The organism is Leadbettera azotonutricia ZAS-9 (genome assembly GCF_000214355.1).
GTDB classification, from domain to species: Bacteria; Spirochaetota; Spirochaetia; order Treponematales; family Breznakiellaceae; genus Leadbettera; species Leadbettera azotonutricia.
Genome location: NC_015577.1, coordinates 2,967,562 through 2,987,211 on the forward strand (window position 1 = coordinate 2,967,562; position 19,650 = coordinate 2,987,211).

A 19,650-nucleotide genomic window follows, 5' to 3' on the forward strand; every position below is an offset into this window, starting at 1 on the left:
CCCATAAAAGGCTGAATTATGTTAGCTAAAAATAACAAACGCTACATCCATGTGGATTCAACATACACAAAAGTAGGAAAATTCTCTTGAATTTTTCTCTTTGTTGAGTTACTCTTGGGTATGGCATTACGAATCGAAGAACCTAGACTGCTCACCTGTCCCATAACGGTGCAGCCCTGTTCCCTGAATATGTATCAGCGGTCGAGGGACGGGCTTCGTCTCCTCTTTGAAATCTCAAGCCTCCTCTCCGAATCCGATCACATCGAAGCGATCCTCAAGCCCGTGCTGGATCAAATTGCCTCCTGCCTGGGCATACGAAGAGGCATGATTACCATCCTCAACCGTGAAACAAGAGAGATAGCCATTGCCGAAGCCTGGGGGCTGGACGAACACCAAAAACTCAAGGGCCGCTATTCTTTGGGAGAGGGAATAACAGGCCAGGTCATAGAAACCGGAAACCCTGCGGTAATTAAGCGTATTGCTGACGATCCCCGTTTTCTCAACCGTACGGGGGCGCGGAAAAATGCCGAAGCCATGGACACTTCTTTTGTCTGTATTCCCATCAAGCTGGGGCTTGAAGTGATTGGCGCCATTGGCATCGACCTCAATTACAGCTCTGAAAGTCTCGATTACGAAGTCGGAGTGCTTACTGTTGCTGCGGCTTCCATCTCCCAGGTGGTGCGGCTCCAGCAGGTGCAAACCGAGGAGATGGCGGATCTTCAGGAGGAGAATTCGAGGCTTTACGAGGAACTGCGGGTACGCTACAACCGGCCCAAGGCCATCATCGGCAATTCCAAAATCATGCGCCTCCTTTACAGCCAGATGGAGCAGGTAAGCGCTACAAATGCTACGGTACTGCTCCTGGGCGAGAGCGGAGTAGGCAAGGAGAGGGTGGCGCATACCATCCATTACGCTTCTCCCCGTTCGCTCAAGCCTTTCATCAAGCTGAACTGCGCCGCCATTCCCGAAAGCCTTATTGAGGATACCCTCTTCGGCCATGAGAAAGGCGCATTTACCGGCGCAGTTTCTCTGCGTAAAGGGTATTTTGAAGAAGCCGACTGCGGCACCATTTTTCTCGATGAAATCGGCGAGATGCCCCTTCAGGTGCAGACCAAATTCCTGCGAGTACTGCAGGAAAGGGAATTTGAACGCATAGGCGGCACCCGTACCATCAAGGTAAACATCAGGGTTATTGCCGCCACAAACCGCGATCTTCCTGCCCTCATCCGGGAGGGAATCTTCCGCGAAGACCTTTACTACCGCCTTTCAGTTTTCCCCCTGGTGATCCCCCCCCTGCGCGAGCGCAAAACCGACATCATGCTTTTGGCCAATCATTTTCTGGAGCGCATTTCCGCCGAACACGGCAAAGAGATTCGCAGTATTTCTCCTGCCGCAGTATCGCTCATGACCGCCTATTCCTGGCCGGGGAACGTGCGGGAACTTGAGAACTGCATAGAACGCGCAGTTATACTGTCAACTGACGGAACCATTCACAGTTATCACCTGCCTCCCAATCTTCAAAAAAAACAGGAGGCCCAGGGCGGAAGGAAACGCCCCTTAAAGGAAGTTTTGGAATCTGTGGAAAAAGAATTGATTACCGAAGAATACCGCTGGACCCGGGGCAGTATCGCCCGGGCCGCCGCCAACCTGGGTATTTCCGAACGTATCATGGGACTCAGGGCTGCCAAATATGGGTTGAAGAAGGAAAACTATACCGGCGAATGACACTTTGACCGCTAATGCGAAGAAGGATAATCAGGCAAAAAAGCGCCCGCTTCTACAACCATAAAGCCCGCAGACCCTACAGCTGAACCTTCCTGTTCTTCCCAGGCCGCCACAAGCACATCCCCTGCCAGCCCTACGCCGGTATACACATAAGCTTCGGGCAAGACCGGCAACTCGAATTGTGCAACAACACCTTCACCGCCCGAAATGCCTCTGCCATCAGGCAGTACGGCAAAAAAGAAGGGAGCGGGGCTTTCACGGTAAAAGCCATAAAGAGGGCTCATATTCTCATTATCCTGAAAAGCGGAGCTCCCTCCGCCGGCTGAAAAAAGGCGTTTCTCACCGTAAGAAGGGGAGACAAGCTCCAAGATCAGGTAGCCAAGGCCATCAGTAAAATCACGGGGCACATTATTGAAGAAAGCAACAACAAAGGGAGGGGCGGCAGAAATTGGCCCAGGTTGGGCAGCATGCCGGTAGGCATCAACAGAGATTTGATCGCCATGCTCTGCAAGGCTGGAAGCCTTGAGATACCTGGACTGGGGCCTTTCTATGCCCGGCTGTGCCCATCTGGCATACCAAAAACCGTCAGCGGCCCTCGTCAGGGCATTAGGCTCCCAATTATCGCCCGCTATAGGGGATTGAAGGAAGGCTACATCAATAGGGATGGGCACGTTAAATTCCCAACCCAGGGACAGAGCCGGAGCTGCCAGGGGCGCTGCAGGGTCTGTAAAAAAATCATCCCTGTAGAGGAGGATCGAAGGTTTCTCTTCATAAATAAAGAAAGAAGCTATGGAATAAGCATCCCAATAGGCTGGATCGGAAGAACGGTACAGTGTAGCGCCTGACTCAAACCGGGGGCTTAGGATGATAAAGCCCTCGCGGTTAGAGGCCAGCACGAGGCTGTCCTCCCAGCTAAGCATACCCGCAATGCGGCGCGAAAGGGGCCAGGGCTTGTAGTCGCCAAGGCCCGCCTCTTCAGGGGAGGGGATAAGCGCAGGCCCGGCTTCCCCAAGCTCGAACCAGAGCGGATTCTCCCCGGTTTTGAGGATGGCCAGGGCTTCCCAGGCAGGCACAGTCCCTGCTTCCTCTTGCAGCGCCTGGACAGCATCCGGCGAAGAAGGCCGGGAACAGCTGCCAATGGCAATAAGGACGAGGGCTGCGGCAAGACTCAAAAAAACCACGAAAAGCTGTAAAAAGAAGCCAGGCCGCCTGTTCATACAGGAAGTCTAGTCATTTACGGTACAAAGATCCACGCATCTTTATTGCCCTTAATTGTTCCCATAACTGAAACCCAGGCTTCAGCTTCATCAGAAACAGGAAGATGCAATGCCTCGCCCGGGGCTGCGGAGAGGGAAACAGCGAAGGGGCTTGCCCCTATCCAGGGGACACCCAGGCCAGGGACAAGGATTTCTGCCCTTGGGCGAGGTACAATGCGTCGTTTATCAAAACCCGAAGCAAGGGTTTTCTTGGCTATGGAACTCCAGTCGGCTGTCCAGGGATCGTCGCGGATCAGATCCGGCACTTCCGGGCTTTGGAGGAGCTCCCTGAAGCGGGGCCAGTCAAAAAGCCAGGGCAGCCTGGGGGTTCCTGCTGTTTTAAGAAGCTCGGGAAGTCCGCACGAAGCAAGCTCCTGCCAGAAGTAGGCATCCACACCCCCTTGCCAGCTTACGGCAATGCTACCGCCGGAGGCATCCCATGGATAGATAGCGCCTGCGGGACGCATGCAGCCGGGGGCTAAGTCTTTCCCAGGCCAATAGGGCCAAGCCAGGACAGGAACAGCCCATTCTTCCAGGGGAGAAATCGGGGAAGCTCCGCTGTATGGGGGAAGGCGCCGGCTCTCCCAGGCCCCGTCCTCATTGACCCATTGGAGCAGCCAATGAGGGCTCCCGATAATTTCTGCCCAAGCTTGGGGAAGCTGAGGCAGAGCCACGCTGTATTCGGCCTTGAGAGGACCGTTGCAGGCTGTCAAAGCCAGGATCAGGCTGGCGGCAGCCGCCATCCTGAAGCCCTTCAAAAAAAGATGATTTCCCATATACCTTATATGGCATTGGAATGCCGGGCGCTTGGGAATTTGCTGCGTTTTTTTCTTTTCCTTCTGTAACATTGCTTAAAAGATAAAATTGTTGCATAATTTAACAAATGGCTGAAAACACAGATTACAGGCAGGCCCTCTCGGTTGCGCTTAAGGCCCGTGCGGATTGGCTTGAAAAATCCGAACTCGGCAAACTAAAAGACGAACTCCGGCTTTATCACACAGGGTTTGCATCCCTCTATAACCTCTATCTAAAGAAAGGGCTCATCAACGAAGATCCCTACAAACAGGAAGCCAAGATCGGGGAGCTGGAAGTGCCTGACACCAGTTCCTTTACCGACGCAACCCGTCTGGATCAACTCTCCATGCGCCTTTCAACCTACGATAACCAGCTGGACTTCCTGGTCAATTTTTACCAGTTCAGCGCCGACTTCCTCACCCTGGACAGGATTAAACGCATAGTGGGGCTTGTGAAGTACATCGACTGGGTGCACCTCACCCCGGATTCCCAGTCTGCCAACACTATGGCTGTGGCAGAGATGACCAACCAGATTAAAACCGGCGCCGAGCCCCTGACCATGAGTGTTATCAGCGAATCCCTCGCCCATCTCAATAGATCCTATACACCCATCATGGGGTACCTCAAGTCCCTGACGGACTACCAGCGGGAGCTTTACAAGCTTGAGCTGCGGAATTCAATAACCAGCGAAATGGGCCCTGCCGATGCTGCCCAGGTTCCCCCGATAAAGAGGAAGTGGGCTCAAATTAACCCGGGGAAGCCCTTCTACCCCGACCTGGCTGAAGAAGTCATAAAAGAAGATACCACCAAGGAAGGCCCTGCCTTAAGGGAGAGGATACTGAAAAGCCTTGCGGTGGCTGAGGTTAAACCCAAGGCTGCAAAGCCCCAGGTGTCATTTAAATCCATACTCCTCGAAGGGGTGCAGTTAATCGGTACCACGGCCCAGGCTTTTCAGGATGTGGCAGGAAAGATGGACGAGAACCACATACTGCTGGAAAACAAAAAGCAAAGCTTCTGGCAGAAGGTAAAAAAGGCCATGGCCCAAATGCTCAACAAAGAGCCGGACCCCGTCATTTACGAAGTAGAATACATAGATCCGGTCAGGGGCGTGCCGGTACGGGACAAGATCAATTTTGTTTCCTTCAGGACCGACCTTGACAAGAAGGTTCGCACTCTTTCTACTATCAGCGTCCGCGGTACAGGGCTTGCCAAACTGGAAGCCATGCAGGAAGAGCAGATCATATCCTTCCTCGAAAAAAACATCAGGGAGATTCAATCCCTCCATAAAATCCTTGCAGCCCTGGACGAATTTTTTAAGGCAGCCACTGACCGCGCTGATCGGGAAAAAGTAAAGGGCATCAAGCCGGAGCTGGCAACCATCAAAAATGCCATAATCCGGGCCAATGCCAAACGCCACGAGTACAGTGCCCAGAAAGAAGAAGAAGAGCAGCTCAAGCGTCTTGGGGTCAACCCCAGCGCCCAAGGCGCGTAAGAGGTACGCATGAAAAAGTTATTTTCCCCCTTTTGGATAGCCTTAGGGCTTATTGCTATAATAGGAAGCGGATGCGGATCGAAGCCCGCAATTATTGAAGACACGCCGCCTGAAATTGCCCAGGAGGCCCTTCCCCCGGATCAAAGCAGCCCCGATGAAAGCCCGTCCAGGCTTGGGCCCGATTATGCCGAGACAAGGCCCCGCCCTTCCGCGAGGGACGAACTTGCCGCAGTGTTCTCCAAAAGCGAAGTGGAACTGGATTTCCGCAAATCATACCTCGCAAGCGAGGCCCAATTATACACCGCCCTCTACGAAGGACTTTTTACCTATCATCCTTTTACCATGGAGCCCGTGCCCGGAGCCGCTGCCAGGTACGCTCTTTCAGAGGACAAAAAAGTCTGGACTTTTACCATCAGGGATACTGCGAAATACTGGAACGGCGATCCTGTAAAGGCAGGGGATTTTAAAGCCGCCTGGATTTCGCTTTTGGATCCGGGAGAGGATTCCCCCTATTCTTCCCTCTTCGATATAATCAAAGGGGCAAAGGAATACCGCCTTGGCCAGGTTGGTGCGGATCAGGTGGGCATTAACGCCAAAGATGACAAAACACTGATAGTAACCCTCAACGATCCCGCAGCCTTTTTCCCCAGCATGCTCTGCCATCATTCCTTCAGCCCCATCCATCCTTCAATGATGCGCGAAAGCGCCTGGGCAAGCCACAAGCCTGTATCCAACGGCCCTTTCTATATAGAAGAATTTGACGAGGACCACATACTGTTCCTCAAAAACAAAAACTACTGGGCCGCCGACCAGGTAGCGCTGAACAAAATCAACATCAGGTATACCGACGATGGCGACGAAGCAGCAGCCCTCTGGAATTCAGGCGAAAGCCGCTGGATCACCGGGGATGTGAACATCGACGCCCTGACCGACCGGAGCGGCATCCAGGTAAACGCCATGTTTGCCACCCACTATTACTACATACGCGCTTCCAAAAAACCCTGGGACGATAGCAAGGTGCGCCGGGCTCTGTCTATTTCCCTCCCCTGGGAAGAACTGCGGGAAGGCCACTACCTCCCCGCCAAGACCCTGATATACCCCATACCGGGCTATCCTGAAATCGAGGGCCTTGCAAACACCAATATAGAAGAAGCCCAAAAACTCCTTGAAGAGGCAGGCTACGCAAAAGGCGTGGGCCTGCCGGAGCTGGTGATACGCATCACCCCCTCCCCGGAAGCAGCCCGCATAGCGGGCCTTATGGCAAGCACCTGGATGGAAAAGCTCGGAGTACCCGCAAAGATAGATGTAGTCCCTTATAGCCGCTACTTCCAGTCCCTCAAGCAGGATGACTACGAAGTGGGCTCCACCACCTGGATAGGCGACTTTGCAGATCCCTATACCTTCCTCCAAATGTGGCGCAGGGATTCCAACCTCAACGACGCCAAATACAGCGACACAGACTACGAGAACCTGCTGGACAAGTCCATGACCGAAGACGGTTCAGCCCGCTGGGGCACCCTGGCCGAGGCCGAGAAGCTGCTCCTTTCCAGGGGCGCAGTGCTTCCCATATCCTATAGCCCGGCCATCAATATAGTGGACACCGACATCATTGACGGCTGGTACCCAAATGTGCTGGACATACACCCCTTTAAGTACCTTTCGTTCAAGGCCCTGAAGCCTCTGCCCGGGGTTGCCATGGCCCGGTAAAAGGCGTTAAAAAGGCATTCACATTTTGCTTTTTTTGTGGTATATTATAGCCAATGAGCAAATCCAAAAATTTTCAGGTGGATCAAAAGGTAGTGTACCCCAGCCAGGGCGTGGGGATTGTAAGATCTATCGAAGAAAAACCCTTTAAAGAGAACAAAGTCCTTTACTATGTGATCTATTTGGAAGTATCCGACATGACCATCATGGTTCCCATGAACAACGCCGAAACATTGGGAATCAGGCCAATAGTAGCAAAAGACGAAGCCCTTAAAGCCCTGGAACTCCTTAGCGAAGCCTACGAACCCATACCTTCGGACTGGAAGCTTAGGTACCAGATGAACCTTGACCTCCTTAAAAAGGGGAGCATCATGGACATAGCCACCATCGTGCGCTCCCTCTATCACCGCCAAAAAATAAAGGAGCTCCCTATATTGGAGCGCAAGCTCTACGATTCGGCACAGAAGCTATTGTTGGATGAGGTGTCCTACTCCCTCCGCAAACCCAAGGAAGAAGTGGAGAACCTGATCCAGGCCCGCCTCGAAGCCGAGTAAGCCCTCATGGCCCCCTCCATTGCCGCTATAATTATGTCGGCTGGTTCATCCACCCGAATGGGGGGAGTCAAAAAAGAATACCAGGCCCTGGGTCCTTCCTGTCTTGACGACAAAGGCAAGCCCCTGACCGTCCTCGGCAGTGCCATTCAAGCCTTTTCAGCCTGTCCCCGCATAGGCCCCATAGTCGTCGCCATCCCGCCAGGCGAGTCGTCAGAAAAGGCAGCCAAGGCGAGCCTGCCTTCGTCCCTCCTGGACAGGCTCCTTGCCGAAAACCGCATCCATTTCGTCCCCGGAGGAGTGACCCGCCGGGCATCAGTGCACAAAGCCCTTAGCTTCCTCGAGAGCCTGCACCCCCAATACGTGCTCATCCACGACGGCGCAAGGCCCTGGATTTCCGGCAGCCTTATCGAGCAGATCATCGATGCGGCAATCCAATACAAGGCGGTTGTTCCGGCGCTGCCCATAGTGGAAACCCCCAAGGAATTGGAGGCGGCAGGGTTGAATGAGGCGGCTTTTATCAAACGCCATTTGCGGCGTTCCACTATTGTTGCAGCCCAGACGCCCCAGGCTTTCGCATTCCCCGCAATACTGCGGGCCCACGAAAAAGCCGCTGAGCGCGGAGCCCGCGAGGACTTCGACTATACCGACGATGCCGAAGTCTGGGCAGAATTCGAAGGGAAGGTGGTGGCGATAACCGGAGAACCGGAGAACCGGAAGATAACGTTTCCGGGGGATATTCAAAATAGTAGGTGAGAATGGAGGCAGGCTTATGGGAAAATACATTTTGGCTCTTGATCAGGGAACCACCAGTTCCCGGGCCATACTCTTTGACCGGGATCAGAACATCGCCGGCGTGGAGCAGAAGGAATTTGTTCAGATTTATCCCCGCGAGGGCTGGGTGGAGCATGATCCCATGGAGATCTATTCGTCCCAGTACGCGGTGATGATGGAACTCCTTACGAGGAAAGATGTTTCTCCCAAGGACATAGCTGCCATAGGCATCACCAACCAGAGGGAAACTACCATCGTCTGGGATAAAAAAACAGGCAGGCCCATTTACAATGCCATCGTATGGCAATGCCGCCGTACCTCCGATATTGTAGACGCCCTCGTAAAAGACGGCCTCGGGGATCATATCAAAAATACCACGGGCCTCGTGGCTGACGCGTATTTTTCGGGAACCAAGATCAAATGGATACTCGATCATGTGGAAGGCTCCCGGGAGAGGGCAAGGAAGGGGGAGCTGCTCTTCGGCACTGTGGATACCTGGCTTGTCTGGAAATTTACCAATGGCGCGGTACACGCCACGGACTACACCAACGCCAGCCGTACCATGCTCTACGACATACGCAAGCTCGGCTGGGACGACAAACTCCTCAAGGCCCTGGACATACCCAGGGAGATGCTGCCGGAGGTTTATCCTTCAGGCAGGGTTTTCGGCACAGCAAATATCCAGGGCGAAGAAATCCCCATAGCAGGGATTGCTGGGGATCAGCAGGCGGCCCTTTTCGGCCAATGCTGTTTTGAAAAAGGGGAAGCCAAGAACACTTACGGTACAGGATGCTTCCTCCTCATGAACACCGGGGACATACCCTACGAAAGCGAAAACGGGCTTCTTACCACTATTGCTGCGAGCCTGGACACCAGGGTTCAGTACGTGCTCGAAGGATCTGTCTTTGTGGGAGGGGCGGTGATCCAGTGGCTCAGGGATGAGATGCGCTTCATCACCGAGAGCGCCGATTCCGAATACTATGCCAATAAAGTCCCCGACACAGGGGGCGTCTACCTGGTGCCGGCCTTCACGGGCTTGGGCGCGCCGTACTGGGACATGTACGCCCGGGGCTGCATCATGGGCCTCACCAGGGGAACCAAACGCTACCACATCATCAGGGCAGCCGAAGAATCCATTGCCTACCAGAGCCTCGATCTGGTACGGGCCATGGAGAAAGACACAGGAACGCAATTAACCGAATTGAAAGTTGACGGCGGCGCCAGCAGGGACGCCTTCCTCATGCAGTTCCAGGCGGATATCATGGGCGGAGAAATCAAACGCCCTGTTGTCCGGGAAACCACCGCCCTGGGCGCAGCCTGCCTTGCGGGCATTGCGACAGGCTTTTGGAAGGACAAGGATGAAGTGCGCGCCAAATGGCGCTGCGATGTTGCCTTTGCCCCAAAAATGGAAAAAGCCCGGCAAGAGGAACTGCTCGAAGGCTGGCACAAAGCCGTAGGCCGCAGCAGGGGCTGGGCGAACTAGTGGACCATTTTTTTGCTGATTATATTCCCCAGGGTTTGTATGACGGTGACAATTGCAATCAATATAAGAACGGTGACAATGGTGATGTCCGTCTGGTAGCGGTTGTAGCCATAGCGGATGGCAAAATCCCCGAGGCCGCCGCCGCCCACTGCTCCGGCCATTGCAATGAGGCCGATCATGCTGATGAGGGTTATGGTAACACCCCGAATGATCCCCGGGACGCTTTCTTTTAGATATACCCGGAAGATGATGCCCACAGGGCTTGTGCCCATGGACAGGGCGGCTTCTATAGCGCCCCGGTCGATTTCGGAAAGGGCGTTTTCCATCTGCCGGATAAAGAACGGAATTGTGCCGAACACCAGAGGCACTATGGCGCCCCTAACGCCGATAGCCGTACCGACCAGGGCCCTGGTTACGGGAATGATGAGGGCGATAAGGATTATAAACGGGATAGAACGGAAGAAGTTTATCACCTTGTCCAGTATGGTCCAGATAAAGATATTTTCGAGAATGTCGCCTTTCCGGGTAACGACGATCACAAAAGCCAGGACTATGCCTATACAAAATGAAATGGATCCGGTAATGGCCAGCATCTGCATGGTCTGGATCAGGGATTTAAGAAGCTCCGCCCGTTTTCCGATGACGTTCGGAATTATTTTCAATATAAAATCATCCATGGGAAATCTCCTCGATTTTGACACCTTGTTCCCGGAACCAGGCAAAAGCGTTTTTAATGGCTTCTGCATCGCCGTCTATAATATTGACAAGGGCGCCGATGGGCGTGTCCTGGATAATGTCCAGATCCGCAAAGATTATGTTGATCTCCAGGCCAAACCTGATTGAAGCCGTGGAAATAAGGGCCTTTACCGTGTTCTTTCCCACATAGCTGAACTTGGCCAGGATCTGGCCGTCTTTTAAGCGGACCACCGGAGAGTTTGTGCGTACCAGATCGTACACCTTACCCAGAGTAGAAGTGGTGGCGATAAAATCCCGGGTAATGGGCAGCTGGGGGTTTGAAAAAAGCTCAAAAACTGATCCCCGTTCTACAATCTCCCCGGAATCCATAACTACTGCAGAAGTACAGATGGATTTTACCACATTCATCTCGTGGGTGATAATGACAATGGTGAGCCCCAGCTGCCGGTTCAAATCCCGAAGCAGGGCAAGGATGGACTGGGTTGTCTGGGGATCCAGGGCACTGGTAGCCTCGTCGCAGAGAAGTACCTCGGGTTTTGAAGCCAGGGCCCGGGCGATACCGACCCGCTGCTTCTGTCCACCTGAAAGCTGGGAAGGATATACATTTTTTTTGTCCATTATCCCTACAAGGTCAAGGAGTTCGTCAACACGCTTTTCAATATCCTCTTTTGACATTCCCGTATATTTAAGAGAATACCCGATATTTTCCGCCACAGTCCGGGAAGAGAACAGGTTAAAGAGCTGGAATATTATGCCTATCTTTTTGCGGGCATGGCGCAGATCGCGCTGATCCAGGTTCATCAAATTGCGGCCTGAAACCCAAACTTCTCCTGCATCGGGCCGTTCCAGAAGGTTGATACAGCGCACCAGGGTGCTCTTGCCGGCGCCGGAATAACCGATTACACCGAAAATTTCACCGTCCGCCACGGTGAAGGAGGCGTTCTTGACAGCCCGTACTTCGGTATTGGTGTTTTTACCGAAGGTGCGGCTGACGTTTTTAAGCTCGATCATGAATCCGCGCCTTTGTCCCGGAACAGTTTGAGGTATTCGCCGTAGCCTTCGGCGGCGAGATTTTGAACCGGGATAAAACGCAGCGCAGCCGAATTGATACAGTAGCGGAGCCCTCCGAGTTCAGCGGGGCCGTCATTAAACACATGGCCCAGGTGGCTGTCCCCATTTAGGCTTCTGACTTCGGTACGCTTTCTGCCCAGAGAGCTGTCTGCTTTTTCAGTGATTTGGCTTTCATTTATAGGCCGGGAAAAAGCCGGCCAGCCGCAACCTGAATTGTATTTGTCCTTTGATGAAAAAAGCGGCTCCCCGCTTACCACATCAGCATAGATGCCTTCTTCAAAAAAATTATCGTATTCTCCGGTAAAAGGCGCTTCAGTTGCGGCGTTCTGGGTAACATCGTATTGGAGGGGCAGCAATTTTTTAAGCCGCTCCTGCTTTTCAGCGCCGGAAATCCCGCCACTCCGGGAAGCTTCTTTGGGCCTATAGTCCGCCGCCTTTTTGAAAAGATACGAATCAATGTGACAATACCCGCCGGGATTTTTATCGAGATATTTTTGGTGATATTCTTCGGCGGGGTAAAAATTTTCAAGTTTCTTCGTTTCGACGACCACGGGCTTTCCCAGGGGAGTGTATTTCTTTTTCAAGTCCGAGATGGACTCTTCAACAATCCCTTTGTCGGCCTCTTCGGTATAATAGATGCCTGTCCGGTATTGAATACCCGCATCATGGCCCTGACGGTTAAGGGAAGTAGGGTCGATGGCCTCAAAAAAGAGCGCCAGCAGTTCTTTAAGGCCCAACTTTTCATCATCATATTCAACCCGCACTGTTTCGGCATAGCCGGATTCCTGGGACTTTACATCTTTATACGCGGGGTTGACAGTCCGCCCATTGGCATAACCCACTGATGTGGCTGACACCCCGCTGATAAGGGAAAGAAATTTCTCTGTTCCCCAAAAGCAGCCGCCGGCAAGGTAAATTTCTTTTTTCATGCCGTACGGCGCCTCAATAAGGAAATTCTTACCATGCCGGAGTAAACGCACCCTTATATACGGTCTGGAGTACTTCTTTGACCGCATCGGTACGGTATTCATTGACAATGCGCTTAAACACAGGATCGTCTTTCCTGTCTGTCCTGGCGGCGATCACGTTGATATAGGGGTTCTGACCGCCTCCGTCCTGCTTCTCCAGGGCGATGGAATCCCGCTCGGGGTTCAGCCCTGCGTTTACCGCATGGCCGCCGTTGATAAACGCTGCGGTCACATCCGGTAGTACCCGCGGGGTCTGGGCTGCTTCAACTTCAACAAACTCCAGGTTAAGGGGATTTTCCGTTATATCAAGTTTGCTGGGCGTAGGTCCTGCGGATTCGGGAATTTTTATGAGCCCTGCTTTTTCGAGAACCCGGAAGCTGCGGCCGCCGTTTACCACGTCATTGGGAAGGGCTATTTTGTCCCCTGCCTTGATTTCGCCGACAGACTTGATCTTCTGGGAATACAGGCCCAAGGGCGCCAGCAAGGTTTCTCCGATGGCAGTCAAGGAGTAGCCCTTGGTTTTGATCTCGTTGTTCAGGTATGCGTAATGCTGAAACGAATTGAGATCGATTTCACCGTCCTGGAGAGCCCGGTTTGGCTGGACATATTCAGTAAATTCCACCAACTCGATTTTAATACCCTCAGCGGCAAGTTTGGCGATAACAGGTTTCCACTGATCTGCCGCATCCCCGACGATGCCGATCTTCACCACCCTTTCAGCGGCTGCTTCTTTTTTCCCGCTGGCGAATACGCTAAATGATCCAAATGATACGGTAATTGAAAACCAAAGTATCAAGCCGATTGCGATCTTCTTTTTTGCGAACATAGTTTCGCCTCCATAGTTTAATATTCCTATAAGAATACTAATTTATTAAATATATAGATTTACTAAGTTATGTCAAGAGGAAATAATCTGTTTTTTAACTTTTATTCGTGCTGAGGGGTTTAATACCTCGAATGCAATACCTTATGAGAACAACATACCTCGTCCGCTCTACGGCGAGGTTGTTGATTCTGATACTGCCAGGGCGGCGAGCAGGGCTGCTGCCCGGGACAAACCCAAGGGATCGGCGGCGAAGAAAGGACTGTGCAGGAATTTTTCAGCCGTGCCGCCTCCTGTGCCAAAATTGAAAAAAAAGCCGGGGATGCGTTGTTGGTAAAAAGCAAAGTCCTCACCCCCCATGGTCGGAAGCGGTTCCTTCACCGCAAAACCCAGGTTACGGGCCAAAACAGCAGCTTTTTCGCTCAAGGCTGGGTCATTATTTACCGCTGCGGTATTGCAAACCCAGGAAAAATCCGGCTCAACATGGTATGCCAAGGCTGTCCCCTTGCAGATCTCATCCAGGCGGTTCATGGCCTTTTCAAGGGCATCGTTCGTCATGGCCCGGATAGTACCTTCCAGAACCGCTTCCGGGGGGATAACGTTCCAGGTGGAACCGGCCTGGCAGCGGGTAAAACTCACGACCCTGTTATCAAAAGGATCGGTAAAACGGCTCACTATGGTCTGGGCAGAATTTATGATGGCAGCTACTGCCACAATGGGGTCAGCGCAGAGATGTGGTTTTGCGGCGTGCCCCCCCTTGCCGATCAGCCTTATGAGGAAGCGACCGACTGCAGCCCAAGCCGCTCCGGCCCTGATTCCGACTGAGCCTCTTTCCAGGGAGGGGTCCACATGGAGACCGTAGATCCGGGAAACCCCATCCAGAACACCGGCTTCCAGAACCTGCAAGGCCCCGTCGCCGCCTTCTTCAGCAGGCTGGAACAGGATCAGAACACTTCCCCTTTCTGGAGGATTTTCCCGCAGCAGCGAGGCTGCGCCTATCAGGGCTGTGGTATGGAAGTCGTGTCCGCACGCGTGGGAGACGCCCACATTCTCCGATGCCCATTCAACGCCCGACGCTTCCTGCACCGGCAAAGCGTCGATATCCGCCCTGAGGGCAGTTATGGGCCCTTCGGTTTTGCCCCTGATTAACGCCACAAGCCCCGTTTTAAGATCCGTTTTCAGAACCTCAATACCCAGGCTTTCGAGAGTTTCTTTTATTTTCTTGGTAGTACCATATTCCTGGTTGCTAAGTTCCGGATGCCGGTGAAACCATTTAAAATAATTTTCCAGCTGATTCTGTAAATCTTCCATAATATCATTCCTGCATTATTCTTCTCTTAATGCCTGATCAAAATCCCCGATTAGATCCTCCGGATCCTCCAGTCCGAAGGCGATGCGTATAAGCGTACTGGTAACTCCCAGGCGTTCCCGCTTTTCTGCGGACATGGCAACATGGCTCATGGTCACCGGGCGGGAGGCAATGGTCTCCACGCCGCCAAGGCTGGGCGCTGCGGCAGCCAAGCGGACCCGTTTATAGAAAGCCAAGGCCTGTTCCTCAGTTTGGGTTTTAAAAGCGAGCATGGCCCCGGGGCCCGAAGCCTGGGCCTCGTGAATGGCTCTGCCGGGATGGTTCGGCAGGCCGGGGTAATAAACATCCGTCACCTTGGGATGTTTGACCAACCAGTCAGCCAGGATTTTCGCCGTGTTCTGGGCTGCTTCGAGACGCACTTTTAAGGTCTTTATGCCGCGTATCACCAGCCACTCATCCCAGGGGCCGGGGATAGCGCCGTAGCTGTTCTGCACGGGATAGAGCTTTTTCCCCAGTTCCTCCGTCCGGGTAACGGCCAGGCCGAGAATTACGTCGCTGTGGCCGCCCAGAAATTTTGTAGCCGAATGGACCACGATATCTGCTCCCAGATCCAGGGGCCGCTGGAGATAGGGGGTCATAAAGGTATTGTCCACGATGGCCAGAAGACCGGCTTCCCGGGCGATCTTTATGCAAGCTTTGAGGTCTGTAATTTTAAGCAGGGGGTTCGAAGGCGTCTCAAGGTAGACCGCCTTGGTGTTCGGCTTTATGGCCTTCCTCACCTGGTCAGGGTCGGCGGCATCCACCAGGCTTACTTCCAGGCCCCAGCGTTTGTAAAAATTTTCCAGCACGAACACACTGCCGCCGTAAATATCCTCAGATGCGATGATGTGATCGCCCGTCGAGAGCATGCCGATAACCGAAGATATGGCCCCCATGCCGCTTCCGAAGGCGAAACCCCGCGCCCCGTTTTCCAGGGCGGCGATGACATCTTCCAGAGCTTTTCTTGTGGGGTTGCCCCCCCGGGAATAGTCGTACTCCTGGCTGTCAGGCCCTTTGGACATATCCCGGCGCAAAAACGTAGATGTCTGATAAACCGGAACCCCCAGAGCCCCGGTTCCGGCATCGGTTTCGTGCCCGTTATGGATCAGCAGCGTGCCAAATTTCATTTCTTGCTCCCCTTATTTTATAGCGTCAAACCCGATTTTTAGATCATCAATTATATCATCAATATGTTCAACGCCGATAGAAAAGCGTATAGTATTGAACTTGATCCCTGATTCCAGAAGTTCCGCCTCGCTCATCTGGGAATGGGTGGTAGATGCCGGATGGATAACCAGGGACTTTACATCCGCTACATTGGCAAGCAGGGAAAAGAGGCGCAGCTCTTCAGCAAAAAGCTGCGCTTTTTTTGCATTCCCTTTAATCTCGAAGGTGAAAATCGATCCTGCCCCCCGGGGGAAGTACTTTTTATACAGACCGTGATCCCTGTGACCTTCCAGCATGGGATGGTTCACCTGCTCGACCTGGGGATGACCCTTGAGGAATTCCACCACCTTCCCGGCGTTCGAAACATGGCGCTCCACCCGGAATGAAAGGGTCTCAAGCCCCTGAAGAAAGAGGAATGCGTTAAACGGCGAGAGGGATGCGCCGGTATCCCGAAGCAAGGTTGTCCGGGCCTTTACGATATAGGCGGCATTTTTCACGGCATCGGTAAAAACGACACCGTGGTAGCTGGGGTTGGGTTTTGAGAGGCCCGGGAACTTGTCGTTCTGGGCCCAGTCAAAGCGGCCGGCATCCACGATGACGCCGCCTATGGAGGTACCGTGTCCGCCTATGAATTTCGTGGCCGAATGGACCACCACATCCACACCCCAGTCAATGGGCGTGAGAAGATACGGCGTGGCAAAGGTGTTGTCCGCAATAACGGGAATACCGTGCCGATGAGCGATAGCAACGATTTTTTCAATATCCACGATGCTCGAATTGGGGTTGCCCAGGGTTTCGAAAAAGATAGCTTTGGTATTTTCTTTTATGGATTTTTCAAAATTGGCCGGATCGCTTCCATCCACAAAAGTCGTTTCGATTCCTGTATCCTTAAGGGTGTTGGCAAAAAGATTATATGTGCCACCATAAATCTGATTGTCCGAAATAATGTGATCCCCCGCCCTGGCGATATTCTGCACTGCGTAGGTAGTGGCGGCAGCGCCCGATGCAGTGGCCAGGGCAGCAATGCCTTTTTCAAGCGCAGCGATACGCCGCTCGAACACATCCCAGGTGGGGTTCATGATACGGGTATAGATATTCCCGTTTTCCGTAAGGGCAAAGCGCCCCGCCGCGCTTTCGGATGTGGGAAACACATAAGATGAGGTCTGGTAAATGGGGACTGCCCGGGCATCGGTGGCGGAATCAGGACTTTCCTGGCCCGCATGGACCTGCACAGTCTCGAAACGGTAACTTTTGTTGCTCACAATAAAATCTCTCCTTCGTCTGTAAAAAGCGCTGGCCTTGCCGGATCCGAAATCCTGCATATGCCGGACCCCCTTAGAGTTCGCATCAGGGGACGCTCCGTAAATTTTCCGATCTTCCCCGACAGGGCAGGCCAGGGTACAGATCCCGCAGGGATAGCGGAGTTCTTTTTTTAAGAACTGGTGATATTTTGCACAGGCATATTTGTCCATCTCGGGTACAGGATATTTTTCCACCGCAGCCCCGGGCAGGGGGTTAAACACCCCCATTGGGCAGTTCTCGCGGCAGAGCCCGCAATGATTGCAGAGAGCTTTTTTCTGCATCGGGTCCGGCGGAATCGCCGCATCCGTGATGATTGTTACAAGCCGCTGCCGGGGGCCGAATTCGGGGGTCAAAAGGCAATGGTTGTCGCCTATGGTCCCAATCCCCGCAAGGCGCGCTGCGATTACCTGGGAAAATGACGCCTCAGGCTTTTCCACCAGGGCGGAAATATCCCCATAGCCATCCCGGGGATAGAAGAAGGCCCGGTACCCCAGGCCGTTGAGCAGGGCGCCCAGGCGGTAACCAATTTCGTCCAAAAGCCGGTTCGTCGTATTGTAGGCTTCGGAATACACCACCGAGGGTGTGGACTCCAGCATGGGCAGAAAAATTTGAACTGCCCCGGAGATCACGGTCCGTGCCCAGGGCCAGATAGTCTGCGGGTAAAAGGCGCCTTCCGGCAAGCTGTCGTAGCCCTTGGGCGGCAAAGGCCTTTCAGTCTCCCATCGTTCCACATTGGAAAAGCCTATAAGCCGTAAGCCGAATCCTTTCCCTTCTTTGATGATTTTTTCACGAAGTTCCAAATCTGCCATGCCCTTTCCTTGTTATTGCCTATAAAGTCAATAGGTTAAATAGCGTTTTGTCAAGTTGATATGCATACAAAACAGCCGAGCCGGTGTGGATGAAGCACTCCTCGGTATCAGGCGCCCCAGATCGAATATCTAAATACTCTGCTTTATAAGGCACTGGACAAATTTTAGGTCAGAACCGCTCTATTTTAACGGAGCGTTGCTGCATTTTATGAGAGGGTCGCCGTATTTTTGGGGATGGCCCCTATTTCTTATATGGATGCCTCCATGTTTTGGAGGACAGCCGACATTTTTTAAGAGAAGGTCCGCTGGAGGACATGGATCTCATGGTGGACCCCACTAAACAGAAGCTGGTCGGCGCCCACGGCGATCAAGCTTTGGGGCTTATCTACTAATGGGCGCCCTTGGGCTTTCCCCTTGTTAAGAACCCGCTATCCTGGGGGAGTTTTAACAGCCCCATGGATAGCGGTTGGCACTATGCGCCAGGTTCTGCGTTGCCCCCGGCATTTCTGCGTTAGTTCCGGTTATTGCGTTATGGCCACAATCTTAGTTGCGTAGCTGCTCCATCCGTCCGCCGCTTTATAGGCAGCCAGGATGCTTTCGGGCACCTGGATTGCCAGATCGGCATGGGTACCGTAAAACGCCACAACACCCAGTGTTGCCAAAGGCGTTGTGTCCCGTAGTATCGTCATGTTTTTCAGGCTGCTGCAGCCATAGAACGCACCGACGCCGATAGAAGTAACACCGTTGGGAATGGTAGCCGAGGTCAGGCTGTAGCAGTTAACGAACGCCAATTCGCCAATAGCGGTCAGCGTATCCGGCAGGATGATGGACACAAGCCGGTCATAATTCGTTCTGGCATATGTGGCGCTTTCGGATATATCTTCAATACTGGTGAGGGTGCAGCCGCTCAGATCATAGGTAACATATTTATCATTTGGAATCGCGGCAAAAAGTTTGTGCAGGGGGTCGGCGCCTTCGCTGTTGCTTCCCGAAAGGTTCACAGCACCGGAAATGGCGACAACAAGGGGAGCATAGCTCGTGGTTCCGCCGCTTGCCGCTGCGATAAGGGTTTTCATATCGCCTATATTATCTGGAGTAATAACCACATTTGTGTCTTCCTTTTGCAGTGTCAGGTCTTTGCCTATAACATTGCCGCCGGTTACCGCGAACTCCGCACTGGTATTGGTTTTGTAGCCGCTCTTGGACGCTTCGATGGTGTATGTCCCTGCGCCCGCGCCGGTAATGGTATAGGTTCCGTCCACCGCGGTGCTTACCGCAACCCCTTGGGCTGCAGCGCCGTTCTTAAGCTGCACTGATGCGCCGCTTAGGCCGCCTGAGGCATCGCTGCCTCTAATCGTTCCGCTGATCTGGTATGTGACTACATCATCGCCTGCGCCAAGGCCGCAGCTCGAAAACACAAGGCCGAATGCGAGCAAGGCCGCCGCTATTCCCCTTAGTAAAACTTTGTTTTTCTTCATTGGATACTTCCTTTGCGGTTTTTATGTCCCGCCGACTTACGGTATCAGTGCAGATACCAGCGGCCCCCAGGGGCCTTTATTTGTACGGCGAAATTGCTAACGGTTGAAGCGTATTTGCCTCCGAATGGGGCAGTTTTGCCTGAAAAGGGGGATGTAACTATTGGGTACTTGACACTTTGTATTTTAGCTAAAGTATAATGTGAGCCGT

General features: G+C 53.0%; 17 protein-coding genes. 7 read left to right on the forward strand and 10 right to left on the reverse strand.

Features of this window, described 5'->3' with window-relative positions:
- The first annotated feature begins 120 nt into the window (after nt 1-120).
- Nucleotides 121-1,725, forward strand: coding sequence for a sigma-54 interaction domain-containing protein (locus TREAZ_RS13060; RefSeq protein WP_342632983.1), 1,605 nt, complete (start codon nt 121-123; stop codon nt 1,723-1,725).
- Between the two features lie 11 nt (nt 1,726-1,736).
- Here the strand turns inward: TREAZ_RS13060 and TREAZ_RS13065 are convergent, their stop codons facing one another.
- A complete protein-coding gene (locus tag TREAZ_RS13065; RefSeq protein WP_015712348.1) occupies nt 1,737-2,942 on the reverse strand; it encodes a DUF8086 family protein in 1,206 nt (401 codons plus the stop codon).
- Between the two features lie 17 nt (nt 2,943-2,959).
- The gene (locus TREAZ_RS13070; protein ID WP_015712349.1) at nt 2,960-3,757 is read right to left on the reverse strand and encodes a hypothetical protein; all 798 of its coding nucleotides are present in this window, start codon (nt 3,755-3,757) and stop codon (nt 2,960-2,962) included.
- Between the two features lie 107 nt (nt 3,758-3,864).
- Between TREAZ_RS13070 and TREAZ_RS13075 the strand changes: the two genes are divergently transcribed.
- The 5 genes from TREAZ_RS13075 to glpK are packed head-to-tail and all read left to right on the forward strand — an operon-like array spanning nt 3,865 to nt 9,780.
- Entirely contained in the window at nt 3,865-5,268 is a 1,404-nt protein-coding gene (locus TREAZ_RS13075; protein WP_015712350.1) for a TP0584 family protein, read from the forward strand.
- Nucleotides 5,269-5,277: 9 nt separating this feature from the next.
- A complete protein-coding gene (locus tag TREAZ_RS13080; protein ID WP_015712351.1) occupies nt 5,278-6,975 on the forward strand; it encodes a peptide ABC transporter substrate-binding protein in 1,698 nt (565 codons plus the stop codon).
- Nucleotides 6,976-7,028: 53 nt separating this feature from the next.
- Complete coding sequence (locus TREAZ_RS13085) at nt 7,029-7,526, forward strand: CarD family transcriptional regulator (RefSeq protein ID WP_015712352.1); 498 nt, start codon at nt 7,029-7,031, stop codon at nt 7,524-7,526.
- Nucleotides 7,527-7,532: 6 nt separating this feature from the next.
- On the forward strand, nt 7,533-8,279 hold the full coding sequence (locus TREAZ_RS13090) for an IspD/TarI family cytidylyltransferase (RefSeq protein ID WP_015712353.1): 747 nt from the start codon (nt 7,533-7,535) through the stop codon (nt 8,277-8,279).
- 16 nt (nt 8,280-8,295) lie between these two features.
- Nucleotides 8,296-9,780: a glycerol kinase GlpK gene (gene glpK, locus TREAZ_RS13095; protein WP_015712354.1), complete on the forward strand. Its 1,485-nt coding sequence runs from the start codon at nt 8,296-8,298 to the stop codon at nt 9,778-9,780.
- Here glpK and TREAZ_RS13100 read toward each other — a convergent pair.
- From TREAZ_RS13100 to TREAZ_RS18705, 7 genes are all read right to left on the reverse strand, one after another.
- A complete protein-coding gene (locus tag TREAZ_RS13100) occupies nt 9,777-10,457 on the reverse strand; it encodes a methionine ABC transporter permease (RefSeq protein WP_015712355.1) in 681 nt (226 codons plus the stop codon). The two genes, glpK and TREAZ_RS13100, sit on opposite strands and share 4 nt — an antisense overlap.
- Nucleotides 10,450-11,487, reverse strand: a complete 1,038-nt coding sequence (locus tag TREAZ_RS13105; protein WP_015712356.1) for a methionine ABC transporter ATP-binding protein — start codon at nt 11,485-11,487, stop codon at nt 10,450-10,452. Before TREAZ_RS13105 ends, TREAZ_RS13100 begins: the two co-directional genes overlap by 8 nt.
- Nucleotides 11,484-12,476: a peptide-methionine (R)-S-oxide reductase MsrB gene (gene msrB / locus TREAZ_RS13110; RefSeq protein WP_015712357.1), complete on the reverse strand. Its 993-nt coding sequence runs from the start codon at nt 12,474-12,476 to the stop codon at nt 11,484-11,486. Before msrB ends, TREAZ_RS13105 begins: the two co-directional genes overlap by 4 nt.
- Before the next feature lie 28 nt (nt 12,477-12,504).
- On the reverse strand, nt 12,505-13,341 hold the full coding sequence (locus TREAZ_RS13115) for a MetQ/NlpA family ABC transporter substrate-binding protein (RefSeq protein WP_015712358.1): 837 nt from the start codon (nt 13,339-13,341) through the stop codon (nt 12,505-12,507).
- Nucleotides 13,342-13,509: 168 nt separating this feature from the next.
- Nucleotides 13,510-14,649, reverse strand: a complete 1,140-nt coding sequence (locus tag TREAZ_RS13120) for an amidohydrolase (RefSeq protein ID WP_015712359.1) — start codon at nt 14,647-14,649, stop codon at nt 13,510-13,512.
- Nucleotides 14,650-14,664: 15 nt separating this feature from the next.
- Nucleotides 14,665-15,813, reverse strand: coding sequence for a trans-sulfuration enzyme family protein (locus TREAZ_RS13125; RefSeq protein WP_015712360.1), 1,149 nt, complete (start codon nt 15,811-15,813; stop codon nt 14,665-14,667).
- Nucleotides 15,814-15,825: 12 nt separating this feature from the next.
- Nucleotides 15,826-17,964, reverse strand: coding sequence for an aminotransferase class I/II-fold pyridoxal phosphate-dependent enzyme (locus TREAZ_RS18705; RefSeq protein ID WP_015712361.1), 2,139 nt, complete (start codon nt 17,962-17,964; stop codon nt 15,826-15,828).
- 269 nt (nt 17,965-18,233) lie between these two features.
- Here TREAZ_RS18705 and TREAZ_RS18630 point away from each other — a divergent pair, with 269 nt between their 5' ends.
- The gene (locus tag TREAZ_RS18630; RefSeq protein WP_015712362.1) at nt 18,234-18,356 is read left to right on the forward strand and encodes a hypothetical protein; all 123 of its coding nucleotides are present in this window, start codon (nt 18,234-18,236) and stop codon (nt 18,354-18,356) included.
- Nucleotides 18,357-18,485: 129 nt separating this feature from the next.
- Here TREAZ_RS18630 and TREAZ_RS18635 read toward each other — a convergent pair whose 3' ends face one another.
- Complete coding sequence (locus TREAZ_RS18635; protein WP_015712363.1) at nt 18,486-19,442, reverse strand: leucine-rich repeat protein; 957 nt, start codon at nt 19,440-19,442, stop codon at nt 18,486-18,488.
- Nucleotides 19,443-19,650: the final 208 nt, after the last annotated feature.